The organism is Ochrobactrum sp. C6C9 (genome assembly GCF_022627935.1).
Taxonomy (GTDB): domain Bacteria; phylum Pseudomonadota; class Alphaproteobacteria; order Rhizobiales; family Rhizobiaceae; genus Brucella; species Brucella teleogrylli.
In genome coordinates, this window is the sequence record NZ_JABXGB010000006.1 from 1 (window position 1) to 16,963 (window position 16,963).

A 16,963-nucleotide genomic window follows, 5' to 3' on the forward strand; every position below is an offset into this window, starting at 1 on the left:
TTCGAGCCCCGTCACTCGCGCCACTTTCCTTCAACACAATCAAATGCACTGTTGAACTGAAAGTGGCGCTCCACGCCATTTCTCGAACTTTCCTTATAAATGATCGCCAAAACTGTTTAGACGAATTTGTTCGTCCGCCGGTTTGTGCGAGCCAGTCTCTTTTATCGGGAGAATTGCTTCCAGGAGAGATAGGCGACCGAGAGAACGATCACGCCGATCACGAGAAGGTCGCCGCCAGCGAGCAGAAAATCTTGCATGTGTGACCTCCCTTCGTTCCGATTCCAAGCAATGACCTTATGATAAAGTCTGCTCTGCCGATCTGAAGGCATGGCTTGGCGTGCTGAGACAGTGCGGAGCTGGTTCCATTCTCCATATTGCGGCTTGCGCGAAAGAAATTTGCGTGCAGCAGAGCGCGGGTGTATTCGCGGGAGGCGGGGAGCGGGATGGATCGCATGGGCGCGCTCGCATTTCTCCCGCCTGACGAAGCGTTCGAAATGGTTCGCAAACGTACTTTATTAATAATGCCGTTGATTCTCTTTGCTGTTGTCAGCGGGAAGGCATCATGAGACAGTGCCTCACAAAATTATGATCTTACTGTGCCAGGACGGGGGCAGAACGAGTTCAGCCGGGTTATTCGGGCCCGAGGTCATGCCTTATTAAGCATCTCGACCCGACTATGCCCACCTGAAGGCGCTGGAGGGGTTGCGCTTCAACGCGGGCTGCGCTAACCGTCCCCGCGAAAGCGCTTAGTTCGCACGGCATGCCTTTTGAAGCTGCTTGGGGCGACGAGGATGCAATAGATGCAATGTGTCGCATGGTCGTGGGCTTCAAAAAGCTTATGACAGGCGGCGCAGCCTCGTATTCAAGCCGGATAAAGGATCATGAACGAGCTTTTGAGTTCCTATTTGCCGATTGTCATCTTTCTCGGCATCGCAATGGTAATCGGTGTAGCCCTTCTGGTTGCGCCGTTCCTCGTCGCATATAGACAGCCAGACCCGGAAAAGCTTTCAGCTTACGAGTGCGGCTTCAATGCCTTCGATGACGCCCGTATGAAATTCGACATCCGTTTCTATCTCGTGTCGATTCTCTTCATCATCTTCGATCTTGAAGTCGCCTTCCTGTTTCCGTGGGCTGTGTCCTTCGGTTCCATCGGCTGGTTCGGCTTTGCATCGATGATGCTGTTCCTTGGCGTCCTGACCATCGGCTTCATCTATGAATGGAAGAAGGGAGCGCTGGAATGGGATTGACCACAGCCAACACCACACTCGTGGCTCCGCAGCCGAAAGGCATTCTTGACCCGCGCACGGGCAAGCCTGTCGGTTCCGACGATGCTTTCTTCAACGATCTGAACAGCGAACTGTCCGATAAGGGCTTCATCGTCACATCTGCTGACGCTCTGATCACTTGGGCGCGTACCGGTTCGCTGATGTGGATGACCTTCGGTCTCGCCTGCTGCGCTGTGGAAATGATGCACATTTCCATGCCGCGCTACGACGCCGAACGGTTTGGTATCGCACCGCGCGCGTCTCCGCGTCAGTCCGATGTGATGATCGTTGCAGGGACGCTGACAAACAAGATGGCGCCCGCTCTGCGCAAGGTCTACGACCAGATGCCTGAGCCGCGCTATGTGATCTCGATGGGTTCCTGCGCCAATGGCGGCGGCTACTACCACTATTCCTATTCGGTGGTTCGTGGCTGTGACCGCGTGGTTCCGGTCGATATCTACGTGCCGGGCTGCCCGCCCACTGCGGAAGCGCTGCTTTACGGCATTCTTATGCTGCAAAAGAAGATCCGCCGCACGGGTACGATCGAGCGTTAATCCGGTCACTGGACCGGTTTGCGTCATACAGGTTTTGTTAGGGTTCGACTGACACCGCCGCGTGGGATTTCTCCCAAAAGTCTCCCAGGGCATGTGCAGTGTGAGTTCTAAATAAGGAAGTTAGGGAAATGAGCGAAGAAGCTCTCGGTGAACTTTCCGGCTACATCAAGGAACGCCTCGGCGATGCAATCGAAGAGGCGAAGCTGGCCTATGGCGAGCTGACGCTTTCTGTTCCGGTGACGAGCCTTATCAGCGTTCTGACCTTCCTGCGTGACGATGTTCAATGCCAGTTCGTCAATCTGACGGATATTTCCGGCGTTGACTACCCGCAGCGCGCCAATCGCTTCGATGTGGTCTATCAGCTGATGTCGCCGCGTCAGAACCAGCGCATCCGCGTCAAGGTTCAGGCAGACGAAGACACGCTGGTTCCATCGGCGGTTTCGGTTTTCGTTGGCGCCGAATGGTATGAACGCGAAACCTACGACATGTATGGCGTGCTGTTCTCCGGCCACCCGGATCTGCGTCGCCTCCTGACCGACTATGGTTTTGAAGGCCATCCGCTGCGCAAGGATTTCCCGCTGACCGGCTTTGTGGAAGTGCGTTACAGCGACGAGCTGAAGCGCGTCATCTACGAGCCTGTCGAACTGCGTCAGGAATTCCGCAATTTCGATTTTCTCTCGCCATGGGAAGGGACGGAATACGTCCTGCCGGGCGATGAGAAGGCAAAGACGAACTGAGCGACGGGAAGCTGAACATGGCTGAGACTCAGGTCCGCAATTTCAATATCAACTTTGGTCCGCAGCACCCTGCCGCGCACGGTGTGCTGCGTCTGGTGCTTGAACTCGACGGCGAAGTCGTCGACCGCGTCGATCCGCATATCGGTCTGCTGCATCGCGGCACCGAGAAGCTGATGGAAGCCAAAACCTATCTTCAGGCTGTGCCTTATCTCGACCGCCTCGACTACGTGGCGCCGATGAACCAGGAACATGCCTATGCGCTTGCCGTTGAACGCCTTATGGGCATCGACGTGCCGAAGCGCGGTCAGTTGATCCGCGTTCTCTATTCGGAAATCGGCCGTATCCTGAACCACCTTCTGAACGTGACCACGCAGGCCATGGACGTTGGCGCGCTGACGCCGCCACTTTGGGGCTTCGAAGAGCGCGAAAAGCTGATGGTGTTCTACGAACGCGCCTGTGGCGCGCGTATGCACGCTGCCTATTTCCGTCCGGGTGGCGTCCATCAGGACCTGCCGGATCAGCTCGTTGAAGACATCGGCAAATGGATCGATCCGTTCTTCAAGACGCTCAACAACCTTGATGACCTCATCACGCCGAACCGTATTTTCAAGCAGCGTAACGTCGATATCGGCGTGGTGTCGCTGGAAGATGCATGGGCATGGGGTTTCTCGGGCGTCATGGTGCGCGGTTCGGGCGCTGCATGGGATCTGCGCAAGTCGCAGCCTTATGAGTGCTACAACGAGATGGAATTCGATATTCCGATTGGCAAGAACGGCGACTGCTATGACCGCTACCTGATCCGCATGGAAGAAATGCGCCAGTCGGCGCGCATCATGCGCCAGTGCGTTGACCTGCTTCTCGGCAAGGAGCGCGTCGGTCCGGTTTCCAATACCGACAACAAGATCGTGCCGCCGAAGCGCGGCGAGATGAAGCGTTCAATGGAAGCGCTCATCCACCACTTCAAGCTTTACACGGAAGGCTACCATGTGCCTGCCGGTGAAGTTTACGCAGCAGTTGAAGCGCCGAAGGGCGAATTTGGCGTCTTCCTCGTTTCGGACGGCTCCAACAAACCTTATCGCTGCAAGCTGCGCGCTCCGGGCTTTGCCCATCTTCAGGCCATGGATTTCCTGTGCCGCGGCCATATGCTGGCTGACGTGTCGGCAATTCTTGGCTCGCTCGATATCGTGTTTGGTGAGGTTGACCGCTGATGTCCGTTCGCCGTCTCGCAGATGATGCCGTCCAGCCAGCCGCTTTCGCGTTCAACGCGGAAAATCAGGACTGGGCGCACAAGACGATTGCAAAATTCCCCGATGGCCGTCAGCAGTCGGCTGTCATTCCGTTGCTCATGCGTGCGCAGGAGCAGGACGGCTGGGTCACGAAAGCTGCCATTGAACATGTGGCAGCCATGCTCGACATGCCGCTGATCCGCGTTCTGGAAGTCGCTACTTTCTATACGCAGTTCCAGCTGAAACCGGTCGGCACGCGCGCTCACATTCAGGTTTGCGGTACGACCCCGTGCATGTTGCGTGGCTCTGAAGCGCTGATGGATGTCTGCCGTCACAAGATCAACCACGATCCCTTCGAGCTTAATGCCGACGGTACGCTGTCGTGGGAAGAAGTCGAATGCCAGGGCGCTTGCGCCAATGCACCGATGGTCATGATCTTCAAGGACGCCTATGAAGATCTGACGCCGGAACGCCTTGCTGAGATCATCGACGCTTTCGAAGCTGGCAAGGGCGACACCGTCAAGCCGGGCCCGCAGATCGACCGCGTCACGTCGGAGCCGCTCAACGGCCTGACCGCGCTGACCGAAGATCTGGACTACAAGAAGATCGGTCTCGAAACCCGCAAGGCATCGGATGCCGCCACCGCCAAGGCGAAGGCTGAAGCGGAGGCAAAGGCCAAGGCGGAAGCCGAAGCCAAGGCCGCCGAGGAAAAGGCAGCGGAAGCGGCAAAGGCCGCCACGCCGTCCAACGCCGCAAAGCCGGTCACCAATGCGCCGGAAACCGATCCGGCCCTGAAGTCGCCTTCGGACGTCAAGGTATCGAACGCCGCCGAAAAGGCTGCCTCCGTCGATACGAAACAGGCTTTCAAGCTGGACGACAAGAACCGTCCGGTCGCCATGGAGCGCCCGGAAGCCGTTGACGACCTGAAGCTGATCTCCGGCGTTGGTCCGAAGATCGAGGCTACACTGCACGAACTCGGCATCTTCACCTTCAAGCAGGTTGCTGCCTGGAAGAAGGCCGAGCGTGAATGGGTTGACGGCTATCTCAGCTTCCACGGTCGCATCGAGCGCGAAGACTGGGTGAAGCAAGCCAAGGCTTTGGCCAAGGGCGGCGTCGAGGAATACATCAAGGTATTCGGAAAGAAGCCGGTATGATGACTTCGATATTCGCAAACACGAACGGAAACAGGTGAGACATGCTGGCTGATAAAGATCGCATCTTCACCAATATTTACGGCTTCAAGGATCGCTCCCTCAAGGGTGCCATGGCGCGTGGCCATTGGGACAACACGAAGGGCTTCATCGAAAAGGGCCGTGACTGGATCATCGACGAGATGAAGGCGTCGGGCCTGCGTGGCCGCGGTGGCGCCGGCTTCCCGACGGGTCTCAAGTGGTCGTTCATGCCCAAGCAGAGCGACGGTCGTCCGCACTATCTCGTCGTCAATGCCGACGAATCGGAGCCCGGCACCTGCAAGGACCGCGAAATTCTGCGCCACGATCCGCATACGCTGATCGAAGGCTGCGTGATCGCCGGTTGCGCCATGGGCGCGCATACCGCCTATATTTATATGCGCGGTGAATTCATGCGCGAGCGTGAAGCCCTGCAAGCCGCAATCGACGAATGCTACGAAGCCGGTCTGCTTGGCAAGGACAACAAGTGCGGCTGGGACATGGACATTTTCGTCACCCATGGCGCTGGCGCTTATATCTGCGGCGAGGAAACCGCGCTGCTCGAAAGCCTTGAAGGCAAGAAGGGCCAGCCGCGCCTGAAGCCGCCATTCCCGGCGAATATGGGTCTTTATGGCTGTCCGACGACCGTGAACAACGTGGAATCGATTGCGGTTGCGCCGACGATCCTGCGTCGCGGCGGCGCATGGTTCTCGTCCATCGGCCGTCCGAACAATGTCGGCACCAAGCTGTTCCAGGTTTCGGGCCATGTGAACACGCCTTGCGTGGTGGAAGAGGGCCTCGGCATTCCCTTCCGCGAACTGATCGAAAAGCACGCCGGCGGCATTCGCGGCGGCTGGGACAATCTGCTGGCGGTTATTCCCGGCGGCGCATCCTGCCCGGTCATCAAGGGCGAGGACATGATGGACGCCATCATGGATTTCGACGGCATGCGCGACAAGAAATCGTCGTTCGGCACCGGCGGCCTGATCGTCATGGACAAGTCCACCGACATCATCAAGGCGATTGCCCGTCTGTCGGCGTTCTTCAAGCATGAAAGCTGCGGCCAGTGCACGCCGTGCCGCGAAGGCACCGGCTGGATGTGGCGCGTGATGGAACGCATGGTCAAGGGCAATGCGCAGAAGCGCGAGATCGACATGCTGTTTGACGTGACCAAGCAGATTGAAGGTCACACGATCTGCGCGCTTGGCGATGCGGCTGCATGGCCGATTCAGGGTCTGATCCGCAATTTCCGTCCGGAGATTGAAAAGCGCATTGATGATTATACACGCAACGCCGTGCAGAGCCGCAATATCCGTCTGGAAGCAGCAGAATAAGGCTGAACGGTTTGTGTGAGCCTGCCCGACAGGGCATGGCCCCGAAAAGTGCCTGGCGGTTTTCGGAAAAGGTCACGCCAATACAAGGGCAGGCGCAAGAGTTTGAGATCTGGAAAATGCGGCTTAAGCCGCAGGTTTGGATAAACGATGGCAAAGATCAAGGTTGACGGCACAGAGATCGAAGTACCCGATCACTATACGCTCCTTCAGGCTGCCGAAGCCGCGGGCGCTGAAGTGCCGCGGTTCTGTTTCCACGAACGGCTTTCCATCGCCGGAAACTGCCGTATGTGTCTGGTTGAAGTAAAGGGCGGACCGCCGAAGCCGGCGGCATCCTGCGCCATGGGCGTGCGGGATCTGCGTCCCGGCCCGAACGGCGAAGCCCCTGAAATCTTCACCAACACGCCGATGGTCAAGAAGGCCCGCGAAGGCGTGATGGAATTCCTGCTGATCAACCACCCGCTGGATTGCCCGATCTGCGATCAGGGCGGCGAGTGCGATCTGCAGGATCAAGCAATGGCTTTCGGCACCGACGGTTCGCGCTATCGCGAAAACAAGCGCGCGGTCGAAAACAAATATATCGGCCCGCTCGTCAAGACGGTGATGACGCGCTGCATTCACTGCACGCGCTGCGTCCGCTTCACGACGGAAGTGGCTGGCATTTCCGAACTCGGCCTCATCGGCCGTGGTGAAGACGCCGAGATCACCACCTATCTCGAACGCGCCATGACCTCGGAATTGCAGGGCAACGTGATCGACCTTTGCCCGGTTGGCGCTCTGACCTCGCGTCCTTACGCGTTCCAGGCGCGTCCGTGGGAATTGAACAAGACTGAAACCATCGATGTGATGGACGCGGTCGGTTCGAACATCCGCGTCGATACGCGTGGCCGCGAAGTGATGCGCATCATGCCGCGCGTCAACGAAGCGGTGAACGAAGAGTGGATTTCCGACAAGACCCGCTTCATCTGGGACGGCCTGCGCACCCAGCGCCTCGACCGCCCTTATGTTCGCAAGGATGGTCGTCTGGTCGCCGCAAGCTGGCCGGAAGCCTTCGCCGCTATCGCCGCCAAGGTTTCCGCAACGTCGGCTGATAAGATCGGCGCTGTAGCAGGCGATCTGGCTTCGGTTGAAGAAATCTATGCGCTGAAGGGCCTCATGGCTTCGCTCGGCTCTGCCAATATCGACAGCCGTCAGGATGGCGCAGCCGTTGATCCGGCTCTCGGTCGTGCAAGCTATCTCTTCAACGCGACCATCGAAGGCATTGAAAACGCTGATGCTCTGCTCATCATCGGTTCCAATCCACGCGTTGAAGCCGCCGTTCTGAACGCACGTATTCGCAAGCGTCAGCGCATGGGCCATTTCCCGGTCGCTCTGATCGGCGAACAGGCAGAACTGCGTTACAATTACGAATATCTGGGCGCAGGTGCCGACACACTGGCATCCGTCGCTGCTGGCGCCAACGCTTTCCGCGACGTGCTGGCCAAGGCCGAACGTCCGCTGATCATCATCGGTCAGGGCGCGCTCACCGGCGAAAACGGTCGTGCGGTTCTGGCGACGGCCGCCAAGCTTGCTCAGGACGTTGGCGCGATCAAGGATGAGTGGAACGGCTTCTCCGTTCTGCACACTGCCGCTTCGCGCGTTGGCGCTCTGGACCTCGGCTTTGTGCCGGGTGAGGGCGGCAAGGCAGCTGGCGACATGCTGGGCAATCTGGATGTCGTGTTCCTGCTCGGTGCAGACGAACTCGACATGACCCGTAAGGGCCCGAGCTTCGTTGTTTACATCGGCACGCACGGCGATGCCGGTGCGCATGCAGCCGACGTGATCCTGCCGGGCGCAGCCTATACGGAAAAGTCGGGCACCTGGCTCAACACCGAAGGTCGCGTACAGCTTGGCAGCCGCGCCGGTTTCGCACCGGGCGAAGCGAAGGAAGACTGGGCAATCCTGCGCGCTCTGTCGGACAGCCTTGGCAAGCGCCTGCCGTTCGATAGCTTGCAGCAGCTTCGCGCCAAGCTTTATGCGGACTACCCGCACATGCTGGCCATCGACACCATCACGCCTGCTTCCGCCGACGATCTCGTCGCGCTGGCAGCTAAGGCTTCCAACCTGGGCGGCGGCGCTGCGTTCGTTTCCCCGGTCAAGGACTTCTACCTGACGAACCCAATTGCGCGCGCTTCCGCCGTCATGGCCGAATGCTCGGCGCTCGCGGCTGGCGGCTTCCAGCAGGCTGCCGAGTAAGCGAGAGAGAGACGGAACAATGGAAGGAATTTTTGCAGCTTACGTCTTACCCGCGCTGATCATGGCGCTGAAGTCGGTCGTTCTGCTCGTCGTATTGCTGATCGTCGTCGCTTACCTGCTTTATGCGGATCGCAAGATCTGGGCAGCGGTGCAGCTTCGTCGCGGCCCTAACGTTGTCGGTCCCTGGGGTCTGTTCCAGGCTTTCGCCGACTTGTTGAAGTTCGTCTTCAAGGAACCAATCATTCCGTCGGGCGCAAACAAGGGTGTCTTCCTCCTTGCGCCCTTCGTCTCTGCCGTTCTCGCAATGGCAACCTGGGCCGTTATCCCGGTCAATGAAGGCTGGGCTATCGCCAACATCAATGTCGGCATTCTCTATATATTCGCCATTTCTTCGCTTGAAGTTTACGGCGTGATCATGGGCGGCTGGGCCTCCAACTCGAAGTACCCGTTCCTCGGCGCGCTTCGTTCGGCGGCGCAGATGGTTTCCTACGAAGTTTCCATCGGCTTTGTGATTGTCACCGTTCTCTTGACGGTTGGCTCGCTCAACCTGACCGACATTGTGCTTTCGCAGAACACCGGCCTCGGCACCATGCTCGGCCTGCCTGCATCGTTCCTCGACTGGAACTGGCTCTGCCTGTTCCCGATGTTCGTGATCTTCTTCATTTCGGCGCTTGCTGAAACGAACCGTCCGCCTTTCGATCTTGTCGAAGCTGAATCCGAACTCGTGGCCGGTCACATGATCGAATATTCATCCACGCCGTTCCTTCTGTTCTTCCTCGGCGAGTATGTGGCGATCACGCTGATGTGCGCCCTGATGACCACGCTCTTCCTCGGCGGCTGGCTGCCTCCGGTTGACGTTTGGTTCCTCAATTGGGTTCCGGGCATCATCTGGTTCATGCTCAAGCTCTGCCTCTGCTTCTTCATGTTCGCCATGGTGAAGGCTTTCGTACCGCGTTACCGCTATGACCAACTGATGCGTCTGGGTTGGAAGGTTTTCCTGCCGATCTCGCTCTTCATGGTTGTCGCCACCGCGACCTTCCTCAAAGTCTTCGGTCTGGCGTAAGGAGTAATAACAATGGCTTCAATCGCTCAAGCAGCCAAATCGCTCCTTCTCAAGGAATTCGTCGGCGCGTTCTTTCTTTCCATGCGCCAGTTCTTCGCGCCGAAGGCGACGTTGAACTACCCGCATGAAAAGGGCCCCGTTTCGCCCCGTTTCCGCGGCGAACATGCGCTGCGCCGTTATCCCAACGGTGAAGAACGCTGCATCGCCTGCAAGCTTTGCGAAGCAATCTGCCCGGCGCAGGCCATCACCATCGAGGCCGGTCCGCGCCGCAACGACGGCACCCGCCGTACGGTGCGTTACGATATCGACATGGTGAAGTGCATTTATTGCGGCTTCTGCCAGGAAGCATGTCCGGTGGATGCCATCGTCGAAGGCCCGAACTTCGAGTTCGCGACCGAGACGCGCGAAGAGCTTTACTACGACAAGGACAAGCTCCTCGCCAATGGTGACCGTTGGGAACGCGAAATCGCGCGCAATATCGCGATGGATGCGCCTTATCGCTGATCGGGTTCCCGATCAGTTCGAGTGTCAGATCGAATTTTCGGTCAGTCCGATGCTCGGACAAGAGTTTATGAATAAAGCGGGCAAAGCAATAGGGCTTTGCTCACGGAAAGGTGTTGGGGGATCCCCATGCTGACAGGTATTGCGGCAGCGTTTTTCTATCTGTTCGCTTTCATCATGATCGCAAGCGCGTTCATGGTGATTGCGGCACGCAACCCCGTGCATTCGGTGCTGTTTCTGATCCTCACATTCTTCAATGCGGCAGCTCTGTTCCTGCTGACCGGGGCCGAGTTCCTCGCCATGATCCTGCTCGTCGTTTACGTCGGCGCTGTGGCGGTTCTCTTCCTCTTCGTCGTCATGATGTTGGATGTGGATTTCTCGGAACTGAAGCGCGGTGCGCTGCAATATGCGCCGGTCGGCGCTCTGGTCGGGTTGATCCTGCTGGGCGAACTGATCTTCGTCTTCGCGAGCAACATGTTTGCACCGAAGCTGGGGCAGGGCGCTGTGCCGATCCCGAATATCGCCGAGCGGTCCAATACCGCTGCTCTGGGCGACATTCTCTACACCGACTTCGTCTTCTACTTCCAGGTTGCTGGTCTCGTCCTTCTGGTCGCGATGATCGGCGCTATCGTTCTGACGCTGCGGCACAAGCCGAATGTCAAGCGCCAGTCCATCTCGGCCCAGGTTGCTCGCACGCCCGAAACGGCGATTGAGATCAAGAAGGTCGAAACGGGCAAAGGCATCTAAGGATAAGCATATGGAAATCGGTATCGCTCATTATCTGACCGTTTCGGCCATCCTGTTCACGCTTGGCGTCTTCGGCATCTTTTTGAACCGCAAGAACGTCATCGTTATCCTGATGTCCATCGAATTGATCCTGCTTTCGGTCAATCTCAACTTCGTGGCGTTCTCCAGCCAGCTCGGCGACATGGTCGGGCAGGTCTTCGCCCTTTTCGTTCTGACTGTTGCGGCTGCTGAAGCGGCCATCGGTCTGGCAATTCTCGTTGTTTTCTTCCGTAATCGCGGTTCCATCGCGGTGGAAGACGTCAATGTTATGAAAGGTTGACGGGCAAATGCTCTACTACGCGATCGTCTTCCTTCCGCTTATCGGCTTTCTTATTGCTGGCTTGTTCGGCAATAAGATCGGCGCAAAAGCGAGTGAATACATCACTTCCGGCCTTATGGTTATCGTCGCGATCTGCTCGTGGATCGTGTTCTTCCAGATTCCAATGGGCGACGGTGAAACTGTGCGCATTCCGGTGCTGCATTGGGTCACGTCCGGTTCGCTGTCCTTCGATTGGGCGCTGCGTGTCGATACGCTGACCGGCGTCATGCTCGTTGTCGTGAACTCGGTTTCGGCTCTCGTGCATATCTATTCGATTGGATATATGCACCACGATCCCCATCGTCCGCGCTTCTTCGCCTATCTGTCGCTGTTCACCTTCGCGATGCTCATGCTGGTTACGTCGGACAATCTGGTTCAGATGTTCTTCGGCTGGGAAGGCGTGGGTCTGGCGTCCTATCTTCTGATCGGTTTCTGGTTCAAGAAGCCTTCGGCCAATGCCGCCGCCATGAAGGCCTTCGTCGTCAACCGCGTTGGTGACTTCGGCTTCCTGCTTGGCATCTTCGGCCTGTTCGCTCTGTTCCAGTCGGTTGATTACAACACGATCTTCGCTGCTGCCGCCAATTATCTGCCGGCAGAAGGCGCTGCGGATGCAGGTCAGGTCGTACTGAACTTCCTCGGCTATGAACTGCACAAGGAAACGGCACTGACCGTTGTCTGCCTGCTTCTGTTCATGGGTGCGATGGGTAAGTCGGCGCAGTTCCTGCTGCACACCTGGCTTCCGGACGCTATGGAAGGCCCGACACCTGTTTCGGCTCTCATTCACGCTGCAACCATGGTGACCGCGGGTGTGTTCATGGTCGCGCGCATGTCGCCGATCTTCGAACTGTCGCATACAGCTCTTCTGGTCGTCACCATCATCGGCGCCACCACCGCATTCTTTGCGGCAACGGTTGCCCTGGTGCAGAACGATATCAAGCGCGTTATCGCTTATTCGACCTGTTCGCAGCTGGGCTATATGTTCGTGGCTCTCGGCGTGGGCGCTTACGGCGCTGCGGTGTTCCACCTGTTCACGCACGCCTTCTTCAAGGCTCTCCTGTTTCTTTGCGCCGGTTCGGTTATCCATTCCGTGTCGGAAGAGCAGGACATGCGTCGCATGGGGGGCTTACGCAAGCTGATCCCGGTTACCTACTGGATGATGCTCATCGGTACGGTTGCTATTACGGGTCTTGGCATTCCGGGCACGATTATCGGTACGGCAGGCTTTTTCTCGAAGGATGCGATCATTGAATCGACGTTCGCTTCGCACAGCCCGGCTGCTGGCTACGCCTTCACGCTGCTCGTCGTCTCGGCTCTGTTCACGAGCTTCTATTCCTGGCGTCTAATTTTTATGACCTTCTTCGGCAAGCCGCGCGCTTCGGCGGAAGTCATGCATCACGTCCATGAATCGCCGCCCGTGATGCTGGTGCCGTTGTTCGTTCTTGCTGTCGGCGCAATCCTTGCCGGTGTGGTGTTCAAGGAATTCTTCTTCGGTCATGACTATGCCGAATTCTGGAAGGGCGCTCTGTTCACGCTGCCGACCAACGAAATCCTCGATGAATACCATCATGTTCCGACCTGGGTTAAGCTGTCGCCTTTCACAGCTATGATCATCGGCTTCATCGTTGCCTGGATCTTCTACATCCGGTCGCCGGAAATGCCGAAGGCACTGGCAGAACGCCATCGCGGTCTGTACCAGTTCCTGCTGAACAAGTGGTATTTCGACGAACTCTACGACTTCCTCTTCGTTCGTCCGGCCAAGTGGCTCGGTCGTGTCTTCTGGAAGGGTGGCGACGGCTGGCTCATTGACGGCTTCGGTCCGGATGGTATCTCGGCCCGTGTGCTTGATGTCACCAACCGCGTCGTCAAGATGCAGTCCGGATATCTTTATCATTACGCATTCGCGATGCTGATCGGCGTCGCCGCGCTCGTCACCTGGATGATGCTCGGGAGCTCTTTCTGATGACCGACTGGCCAATTCTCTCAACGGTCACGTTTCTGCCGCTCGTCGGCGCGTTACTGATCCTTCTGATCAAGGACGACAGCGAGGCTTCGCGTCGCAACATCCGCAACGTCGCTTTGCTGACAACGGTGTTCGTCTTTATCCTGTCGCTCGTCGTCTGGGCTGGGTTCGATAATTCGAACGCTGGCTTCCAGATGGTCGAGCAGGTCGACTGGATGGGCGGCGGTATCAGCTACCATATGGGCGTGGACGGTATCTCCGTCCTGTTCGTGGTGCTGTCCGCTTTCCTGATGCCGTTCTGCATTCTTGCAAGCTGGGTGTCTGTCGAAAAGCGCGTCAAGGAATATATGATCGCGTTCCTCATTCTGGAAACGCTCATGATCGGCGTGTTCTGCGCGCTCGACCTCTTCCTGTTCTACGTGTTCTTCGAAGCAAGCCTTATCCCGATGTTCATCATCATCGGCGTGTGGGGCGGCAAGCGTCGCGTTTATGCAAGCTTGAAGTTCTTCCTTTATACGCTGCTGGGCTCCGTGCTGATGCTCATCGCCATCATGGCCATGTATTGGCAGGCTGGCACGATGAACATCGTCGAACTGCAGAAGTTCAGCTTCCCCGCTGGCATGCAAACATGGCTATGGCTTGCCTTCTTCGCGTCGTTTGCGGTCAAGATGCCGATGTGGCCGGTCCACACCTGGCTTCCGGATGCGCACGTTGAAGCGCCGACGGCAGGCTCGGTCATTCTGGCCGGTATCCTTCTGAAGCTCGGCGGCTACGGCTTCCTGCGTTTCTCGCTGCCGATGTTCCCGCTGGCTTCTGCCGATTTCGCGCCGCTTGTCTTCACGCTGTCGGTGATCGCCATCATCTACACGTCTCTGGTGGCTCTGGTTCAGGAAGACATCAAGAAACTGATTGCTTACTCGTCCGTCGCACACATGGCCTATGTGACCATGGGTATCTTCGCGGCCAATGAGCAGGGCATTCAGGGCGCAATCTTCCAGATGCTTTCGCACGGTATCGTGTCGGGCGCGCTCTTCCTTTGCGTCGGCGTGATCTATGACCGTATGCATACCCGTGAGATCGCGGCGTTCGGCGGTCTGGTGAACAACATGCCGAAATATGCGGTGGCCTTCCTCATCTTCACGATGGCGAATGTCGGCCTGCCGGGTACTTCGGGCTTCATCGGTGAATTCCTGACGCTGTTCGGTGTGTTCCGGGTCAATACCTGGGTGGCGCTGTTCGCAACCACGGGCGTCATTCTCTCGGCGGCCTATGCGCTGTGGCTTTACCGCAAGGTGATCTTCGGTGCGCTCGACAAGGAAAGCCTCAAGGCGCTCCTCGATCTCAGCCCGCGTGAGAAGATCATTCTCTATCCGCTCGTGGTACTCACCATCTTCTTCGGCGTGTATCCGGCACCGGTCTTCAATGCGACTGCAAGTGCTGTGACCGCTCTGGTTCAACATTACGACGCTGCAATTGGCGGAGCCGCCAATGCAATGCTGGCACAGTAAGAAAATAAAGGCGTAAGGTCATGCAGACTGATCTGATAGCTCATCTGACCCTTGCAGCGCCGGAGGTTCTCCTGGCTGTAGGCGCCTTGGCACTGCTTATGATCGGCGTGTTCTCTGGCGAGCGTGCAACCACGCTCGTCAACGGACTGTCCGTCGCAGTGCTGATTGCAGCGCTGGCACTGGTTGTTCTATTCCCGGCGAACGGTTCCGCTTTCGGCGGCGCCATCGTCAATGACGGTTTTGGCCGCTTCATGAAGGTGCTGACGCTGATCGGCTCCATCGTCACGCTCGTCATGTCGGTCGGTTTCGCCAAGGCGGAAAAGTTCGACAAGTTCGAGTTCCCGGTCCTGATCGTCATTTCGACGCTCGGCATGCTGTTGATGGTGTCGGCCTCCAACATGCTGTCACTTTATCTCGGTCTCGAACTGCAGTCGCTGGCGCTTTACGTACTGGCTGCGTTCAACCGCGACAGCGTTCGCTCCACAGAAGCCGGTCTGAAATATTTCGTTCTCGGCTCGCTGTCCTCGGGCATGCTGCTTTACGGCATCTCGCTTGTTTACGGCTATACCGGCCATATCGGTTTCGCCGAAATCGCCCAGGCTGTTTCGGGCGGCCAGCGTGAGCTTGGTCTGGTGTTCGGTCTGGTCTTCATTCTGGCCGGTCTGGCATTCAAGATTTCCGCCGTTCCGTTCCACATGTGGACGCCGGACGTCTATGAAGGTGCGCCGACCCCGGTAACGGCCTTCTTTGCCGCCGCTCCGAAGATGGCCGCCATGGCGCTTATCATCCGCGTCGTCTCCGAAGCCTTCGCTCCGGTCACCCATGACTGGCAGCAGGTTGTGATCTTCATCGCAATCGCTTCGATGGTTCTCGGTGCCTTCGCCGCTATCGGCCAGCGCAATATCAAGCGTCTGATGGCTTATTCGTCGATCAGCCACATGGGCTATGCCCTTGTGGGTCTGGCTGCTGGTACGGCCATCGGTGTGAAGGGCGTGGCCATTTACATGGCGATCTATCTTGCCATGACGCTCGGCACCTTTGCCTTCATTCTCGCCATGCGCACCAAGGATGGCAATGTTGAGAACATCGGCGATCTGGCCGGTCTGTCGCGCACCAATCCGGTGCTGGCAACGATCATGACGATCTTCCTGTTCTCACTCGCTGGGATCCCGCCGCTCGCCGGATTCTTCGGCAAGTGGTACACCTTCCTTGCTGCCGTGCAGGCCGGTCTTTACCCGCTGGCGATCATCGGTATCGTGGCTTCGGTCGTGGGCGCGTTCTACTACCTGCGCATGATCAAGATCATGTGGTTCGATGAGCCGGTTGGTGGTTTCGTGCCGGTCGCGGGCGAGCTGCGTCTCGTTCTCGGCGTTACGGGCGCTTTCGTGCTCTTCTACGTCTTCCTCGCTGGTCCAATCGGCGGATTTGCCGAAGCCGCAGCAAAGACGTTCTTCTAAGCAAACTGTGACAGGTGATCGAATGCATTTTGCGCTTTCGCCTGTCGCCGAAAATGCTGGCTACCGTCTCGAGGTTTTCGAGACGGTAGGCTCCACAAACGCGGTGGCTCTGGAACGAGCAGCTGGCGGTGATCCGGGCAAGCTCTGGCTTGTCTCGAAGAGGCAGGAAAGTGGACGCGGAAGACGCGGTCGCGCCTGGTCTACTCCGGAAGGCAATCTGGCCTCCACACTTCTTCTGATCGAATCCTACGAATTGAAAACGGCGGCAACGCTCGGTTTCGTTGCGGGCCTGTCGCTGGCCGATGCTCTGGAAGCGGCTTTTGCAGCAACCGGACCAGCCGTGCCGCCGAAGATCGGCCTGAAATGGCCCAACGATGTGCTGCTGGATGGTGCGAAACTGTCGGGCATTCTGCTGGAATCATCAATTCTCGCCAAGGATAGCTTTGCGGTCGCCATCGGTATCGGCACCAATGTCGTGGCCTTTCCCGACGATCTGCCCTATGCCGCGACATCGCTCAATGCGCTTGGCAGCAAGTGCGATGCCGAAACGCTGTTTGCAGCCCTTTCCGACGCATGGTCGGTCAATTATCGTGTCTGGGACGAGGGACGTGGGCTGGATACGATCCGCAAACGCTGGCTGGAGCGGGCGCATGGTCTTGGTGGAAATGTCACGATGCAGGTTGAAGGCAAGGTCATCGAAGGCCGGTTCGAGACCATCGATGAAGCCTGCCGTTTCGTGATCCGCGACAATGAGGGTGCACGCGTAACGGTCACAGCGGGTGATGTTTATTTCGGAACGGCTGCAACACTGCGTAAATAACAGCTTTCTTTTTCTTGCCGGGGTTGCAACTA

At 57.7% G+C, this 16,963-nt stretch carries 15 protein-coding genes; all 15 read left to right on the plus strand.

Going from position 1 to position 16,963, the window contains the following annotated elements; genetic code table 11:
• Positions 1-881 precede the first annotated feature (881 nt).
• On the plus strand, positions 882-1,247 hold the full coding sequence (locus HWD97_RS06085; RefSeq protein ID WP_078338422.1) for an NADH-quinone oxidoreductase subunit A: 366 nt from the start codon (positions 882-884) through the stop codon (positions 1,245-1,247).
• Entirely contained in the window at positions 1,238-1,819 is a 582-nt protein-coding gene (locus tag HWD97_RS06090) for an NADH-quinone oxidoreductase subunit B family protein (RefSeq protein ID WP_010661172.1), read from the plus strand. Before HWD97_RS06085 ends, HWD97_RS06090 begins: the two co-directional genes overlap by 10 nt.
• A 128-nt stretch (positions 1,820-1,947) precedes the next feature.
• Positions 1,948-2,556, plus strand: coding sequence for an NADH-quinone oxidoreductase subunit C (locus HWD97_RS06095; RefSeq protein ID WP_109368794.1), 609 nt, complete (start codon positions 1,948-1,950; stop codon positions 2,554-2,556).
• Positions 2,557-2,573: 17 nt separating this feature from the next.
• Entirely contained in the window at positions 2,574-3,764 is a 1,191-nt protein-coding gene (locus HWD97_RS06100; protein ID WP_109368795.1) for an NADH-quinone oxidoreductase subunit D, read from the plus strand.
• Entirely contained in the window at positions 3,764-4,936 is a 1,173-nt protein-coding gene (locus tag HWD97_RS06105; protein WP_109368796.1) for an NADH-quinone oxidoreductase subunit E, read from the plus strand. The genes HWD97_RS06100 and HWD97_RS06105 overlap by 1 nt, the downstream gene beginning before the upstream one ends.
• 41 nt (positions 4,937-4,977) lie before the next feature.
• Complete coding sequence (gene nuoF / locus HWD97_RS06110) at positions 4,978-6,285, plus strand: NADH-quinone oxidoreductase subunit NuoF (protein ID WP_109368797.1); 1,308 nt, start codon at positions 4,978-4,980, stop codon at positions 6,283-6,285.
• A 147-nt stretch (positions 6,286-6,432) separates the two neighbouring features.
• Positions 6,433-8,517 carry an NADH-quinone oxidoreductase subunit NuoG gene (gene nuoG, locus HWD97_RS06115; protein WP_109368798.1) on the plus strand — a complete coding sequence of 695 codons (2,085 nt, stop codon included), beginning with the start codon at positions 6,433-6,435 and terminating at the stop codon, positions 8,515-8,517.
• Positions 8,518-8,536: 19 nt separating this feature from the next.
• Positions 8,537-9,580 carry an NADH-quinone oxidoreductase subunit NuoH gene (gene nuoH / locus HWD97_RS06120; RefSeq protein ID WP_109368799.1) on the plus strand — a complete coding sequence of 348 codons (1,044 nt, stop codon included), beginning with the start codon at positions 8,537-8,539 and terminating at the stop codon, positions 9,578-9,580.
• Positions 9,581-9,592: 12 nt separating this feature from the next.
• On the plus strand, positions 9,593-10,084 hold the full coding sequence (nuoI, locus tag HWD97_RS06125) for an NADH-quinone oxidoreductase subunit NuoI (RefSeq protein WP_078338429.1): 492 nt from the start codon (positions 9,593-9,595) through the stop codon (positions 10,082-10,084).
• Positions 10,085-10,210: 126 nt separating this feature from the next.
• Complete coding sequence (locus HWD97_RS06130) at positions 10,211-10,828, plus strand: NADH-quinone oxidoreductase subunit J (protein WP_109368800.1); 618 nt, start codon at positions 10,211-10,213, stop codon at positions 10,826-10,828.
• A gap of 10 nt (positions 10,829-10,838) precedes the next feature.
• Entirely contained in the window at positions 10,839-11,147 is a 309-nt protein-coding gene (gene nuoK / locus HWD97_RS06135) for an NADH-quinone oxidoreductase subunit NuoK (RefSeq protein ID WP_006466598.1), read from the plus strand.
• 7 nt (positions 11,148-11,154) lie between these two features.
• The gene (gene nuoL, locus HWD97_RS06140) at positions 11,155-13,146 is read left to right on the plus strand and encodes an NADH-quinone oxidoreductase subunit L (RefSeq protein WP_109368801.1); all 1,992 of its coding nucleotides are present in this window, start codon (positions 11,155-11,157) and stop codon (positions 13,144-13,146) included.
• Complete coding sequence (locus HWD97_RS06145) at positions 13,146-14,654, plus strand: NADH-quinone oxidoreductase subunit M (protein ID WP_109368802.1); 1,509 nt, start codon at positions 13,146-13,148, stop codon at positions 14,652-14,654. Before nuoL ends, HWD97_RS06145 begins: the two co-directional genes overlap by 1 nt.
• A gap of 20 nt (positions 14,655-14,674) precedes the next feature.
• Positions 14,675-16,111, plus strand: coding sequence for an NADH-quinone oxidoreductase subunit NuoN (gene nuoN, locus HWD97_RS06150; RefSeq protein WP_109368803.1), 1,437 nt, complete (start codon positions 14,675-14,677; stop codon positions 16,109-16,111).
• A 22-nt stretch (positions 16,112-16,133) separates the two neighbouring features.
• The gene (locus tag HWD97_RS06155) at positions 16,134-16,931 is read left to right on the plus strand and encodes a biotin--[acetyl-CoA-carboxylase] ligase (RefSeq protein WP_109368804.1); all 798 of its coding nucleotides are present in this window, start codon (positions 16,134-16,136) and stop codon (positions 16,929-16,931) included.
• Positions 16,932-16,963: the final 32 nt, after the last annotated feature.

Bases quoted from the DNA above. Each gene is read 5' to 3' on its own strand.
- HWD97_RS06105 (WP_109368796.1), top strand. From the start codon at position 3,764: ATGTCCGTTCGCCGTCTCGCAGATGATGCCGTCCAGCCAGCCGCTTTC.
- HWD97_RS06085 (WP_078338422.1), top strand. From the start codon at position 882: ATGAACGAGCTTTTGAGTTCCTATTTGCCGATTGTCATCTTTCTCGGC.
- nuoI (WP_078338429.1), top strand. From the start codon at position 9,593: ATGGCTTCAATCGCTCAAGCAGCCAAATCGCTCCTTCTCAAGGAATTC.
- HWD97_RS06090 (WP_010661172.1), top strand. From the start codon at position 1,238: ATGGGATTGACCACAGCCAACACCACACTCGTGGCTCCGCAGCCGAAA.
- HWD97_RS06130 (WP_109368800.1), top strand. From the start codon at position 10,211: ATGCTGACAGGTATTGCGGCAGCGTTTTTCTATCTGTTCGCTTTCATC.
- nuoF (WP_109368797.1), top strand. From the start codon at position 4,978: ATGCTGGCTGATAAAGATCGCATCTTCACCAATATTTACGGCTTCAAG.
- HWD97_RS06100 (WP_109368795.1), top strand. From the start codon at position 2,574: ATGGCTGAGACTCAGGTCCGCAATTTCAATATCAACTTTGGTCCGCAG.
- HWD97_RS06145 (WP_109368802.1), top strand. From the start codon at position 13,146: ATGACCGACTGGCCAATTCTCTCAACGGTCACGTTTCTGCCGCTCGTC.
- nuoH (WP_109368799.1), top strand. From the start codon at position 8,537: ATGGAAGGAATTTTTGCAGCTTACGTCTTACCCGCGCTGATCATGGCG.
- HWD97_RS06155 (WP_109368804.1), top strand. From the start codon at position 16,134: ATGCATTTTGCGCTTTCGCCTGTCGCCGAAAATGCTGGCTACCGTCTC.
- nuoN (WP_109368803.1), top strand. From the start codon at position 14,675: ATGCAGACTGATCTGATAGCTCATCTGACCCTTGCAGCGCCGGAGGTT.
- nuoK (WP_006466598.1), top strand. From the start codon at position 10,839: ATGGAAATCGGTATCGCTCATTATCTGACCGTTTCGGCCATCCTGTTC.
- nuoL (WP_109368801.1), top strand. From the start codon at position 11,155: ATGCTCTACTACGCGATCGTCTTCCTTCCGCTTATCGGCTTTCTTATT.
- HWD97_RS06095 (WP_109368794.1), top strand. From the start codon at position 1,948: ATGAGCGAAGAAGCTCTCGGTGAACTTTCCGGCTACATCAAGGAACGC.
- nuoG (WP_109368798.1), top strand. From the start codon at position 6,433: ATGGCAAAGATCAAGGTTGACGGCACAGAGATCGAAGTACCCGATCAC.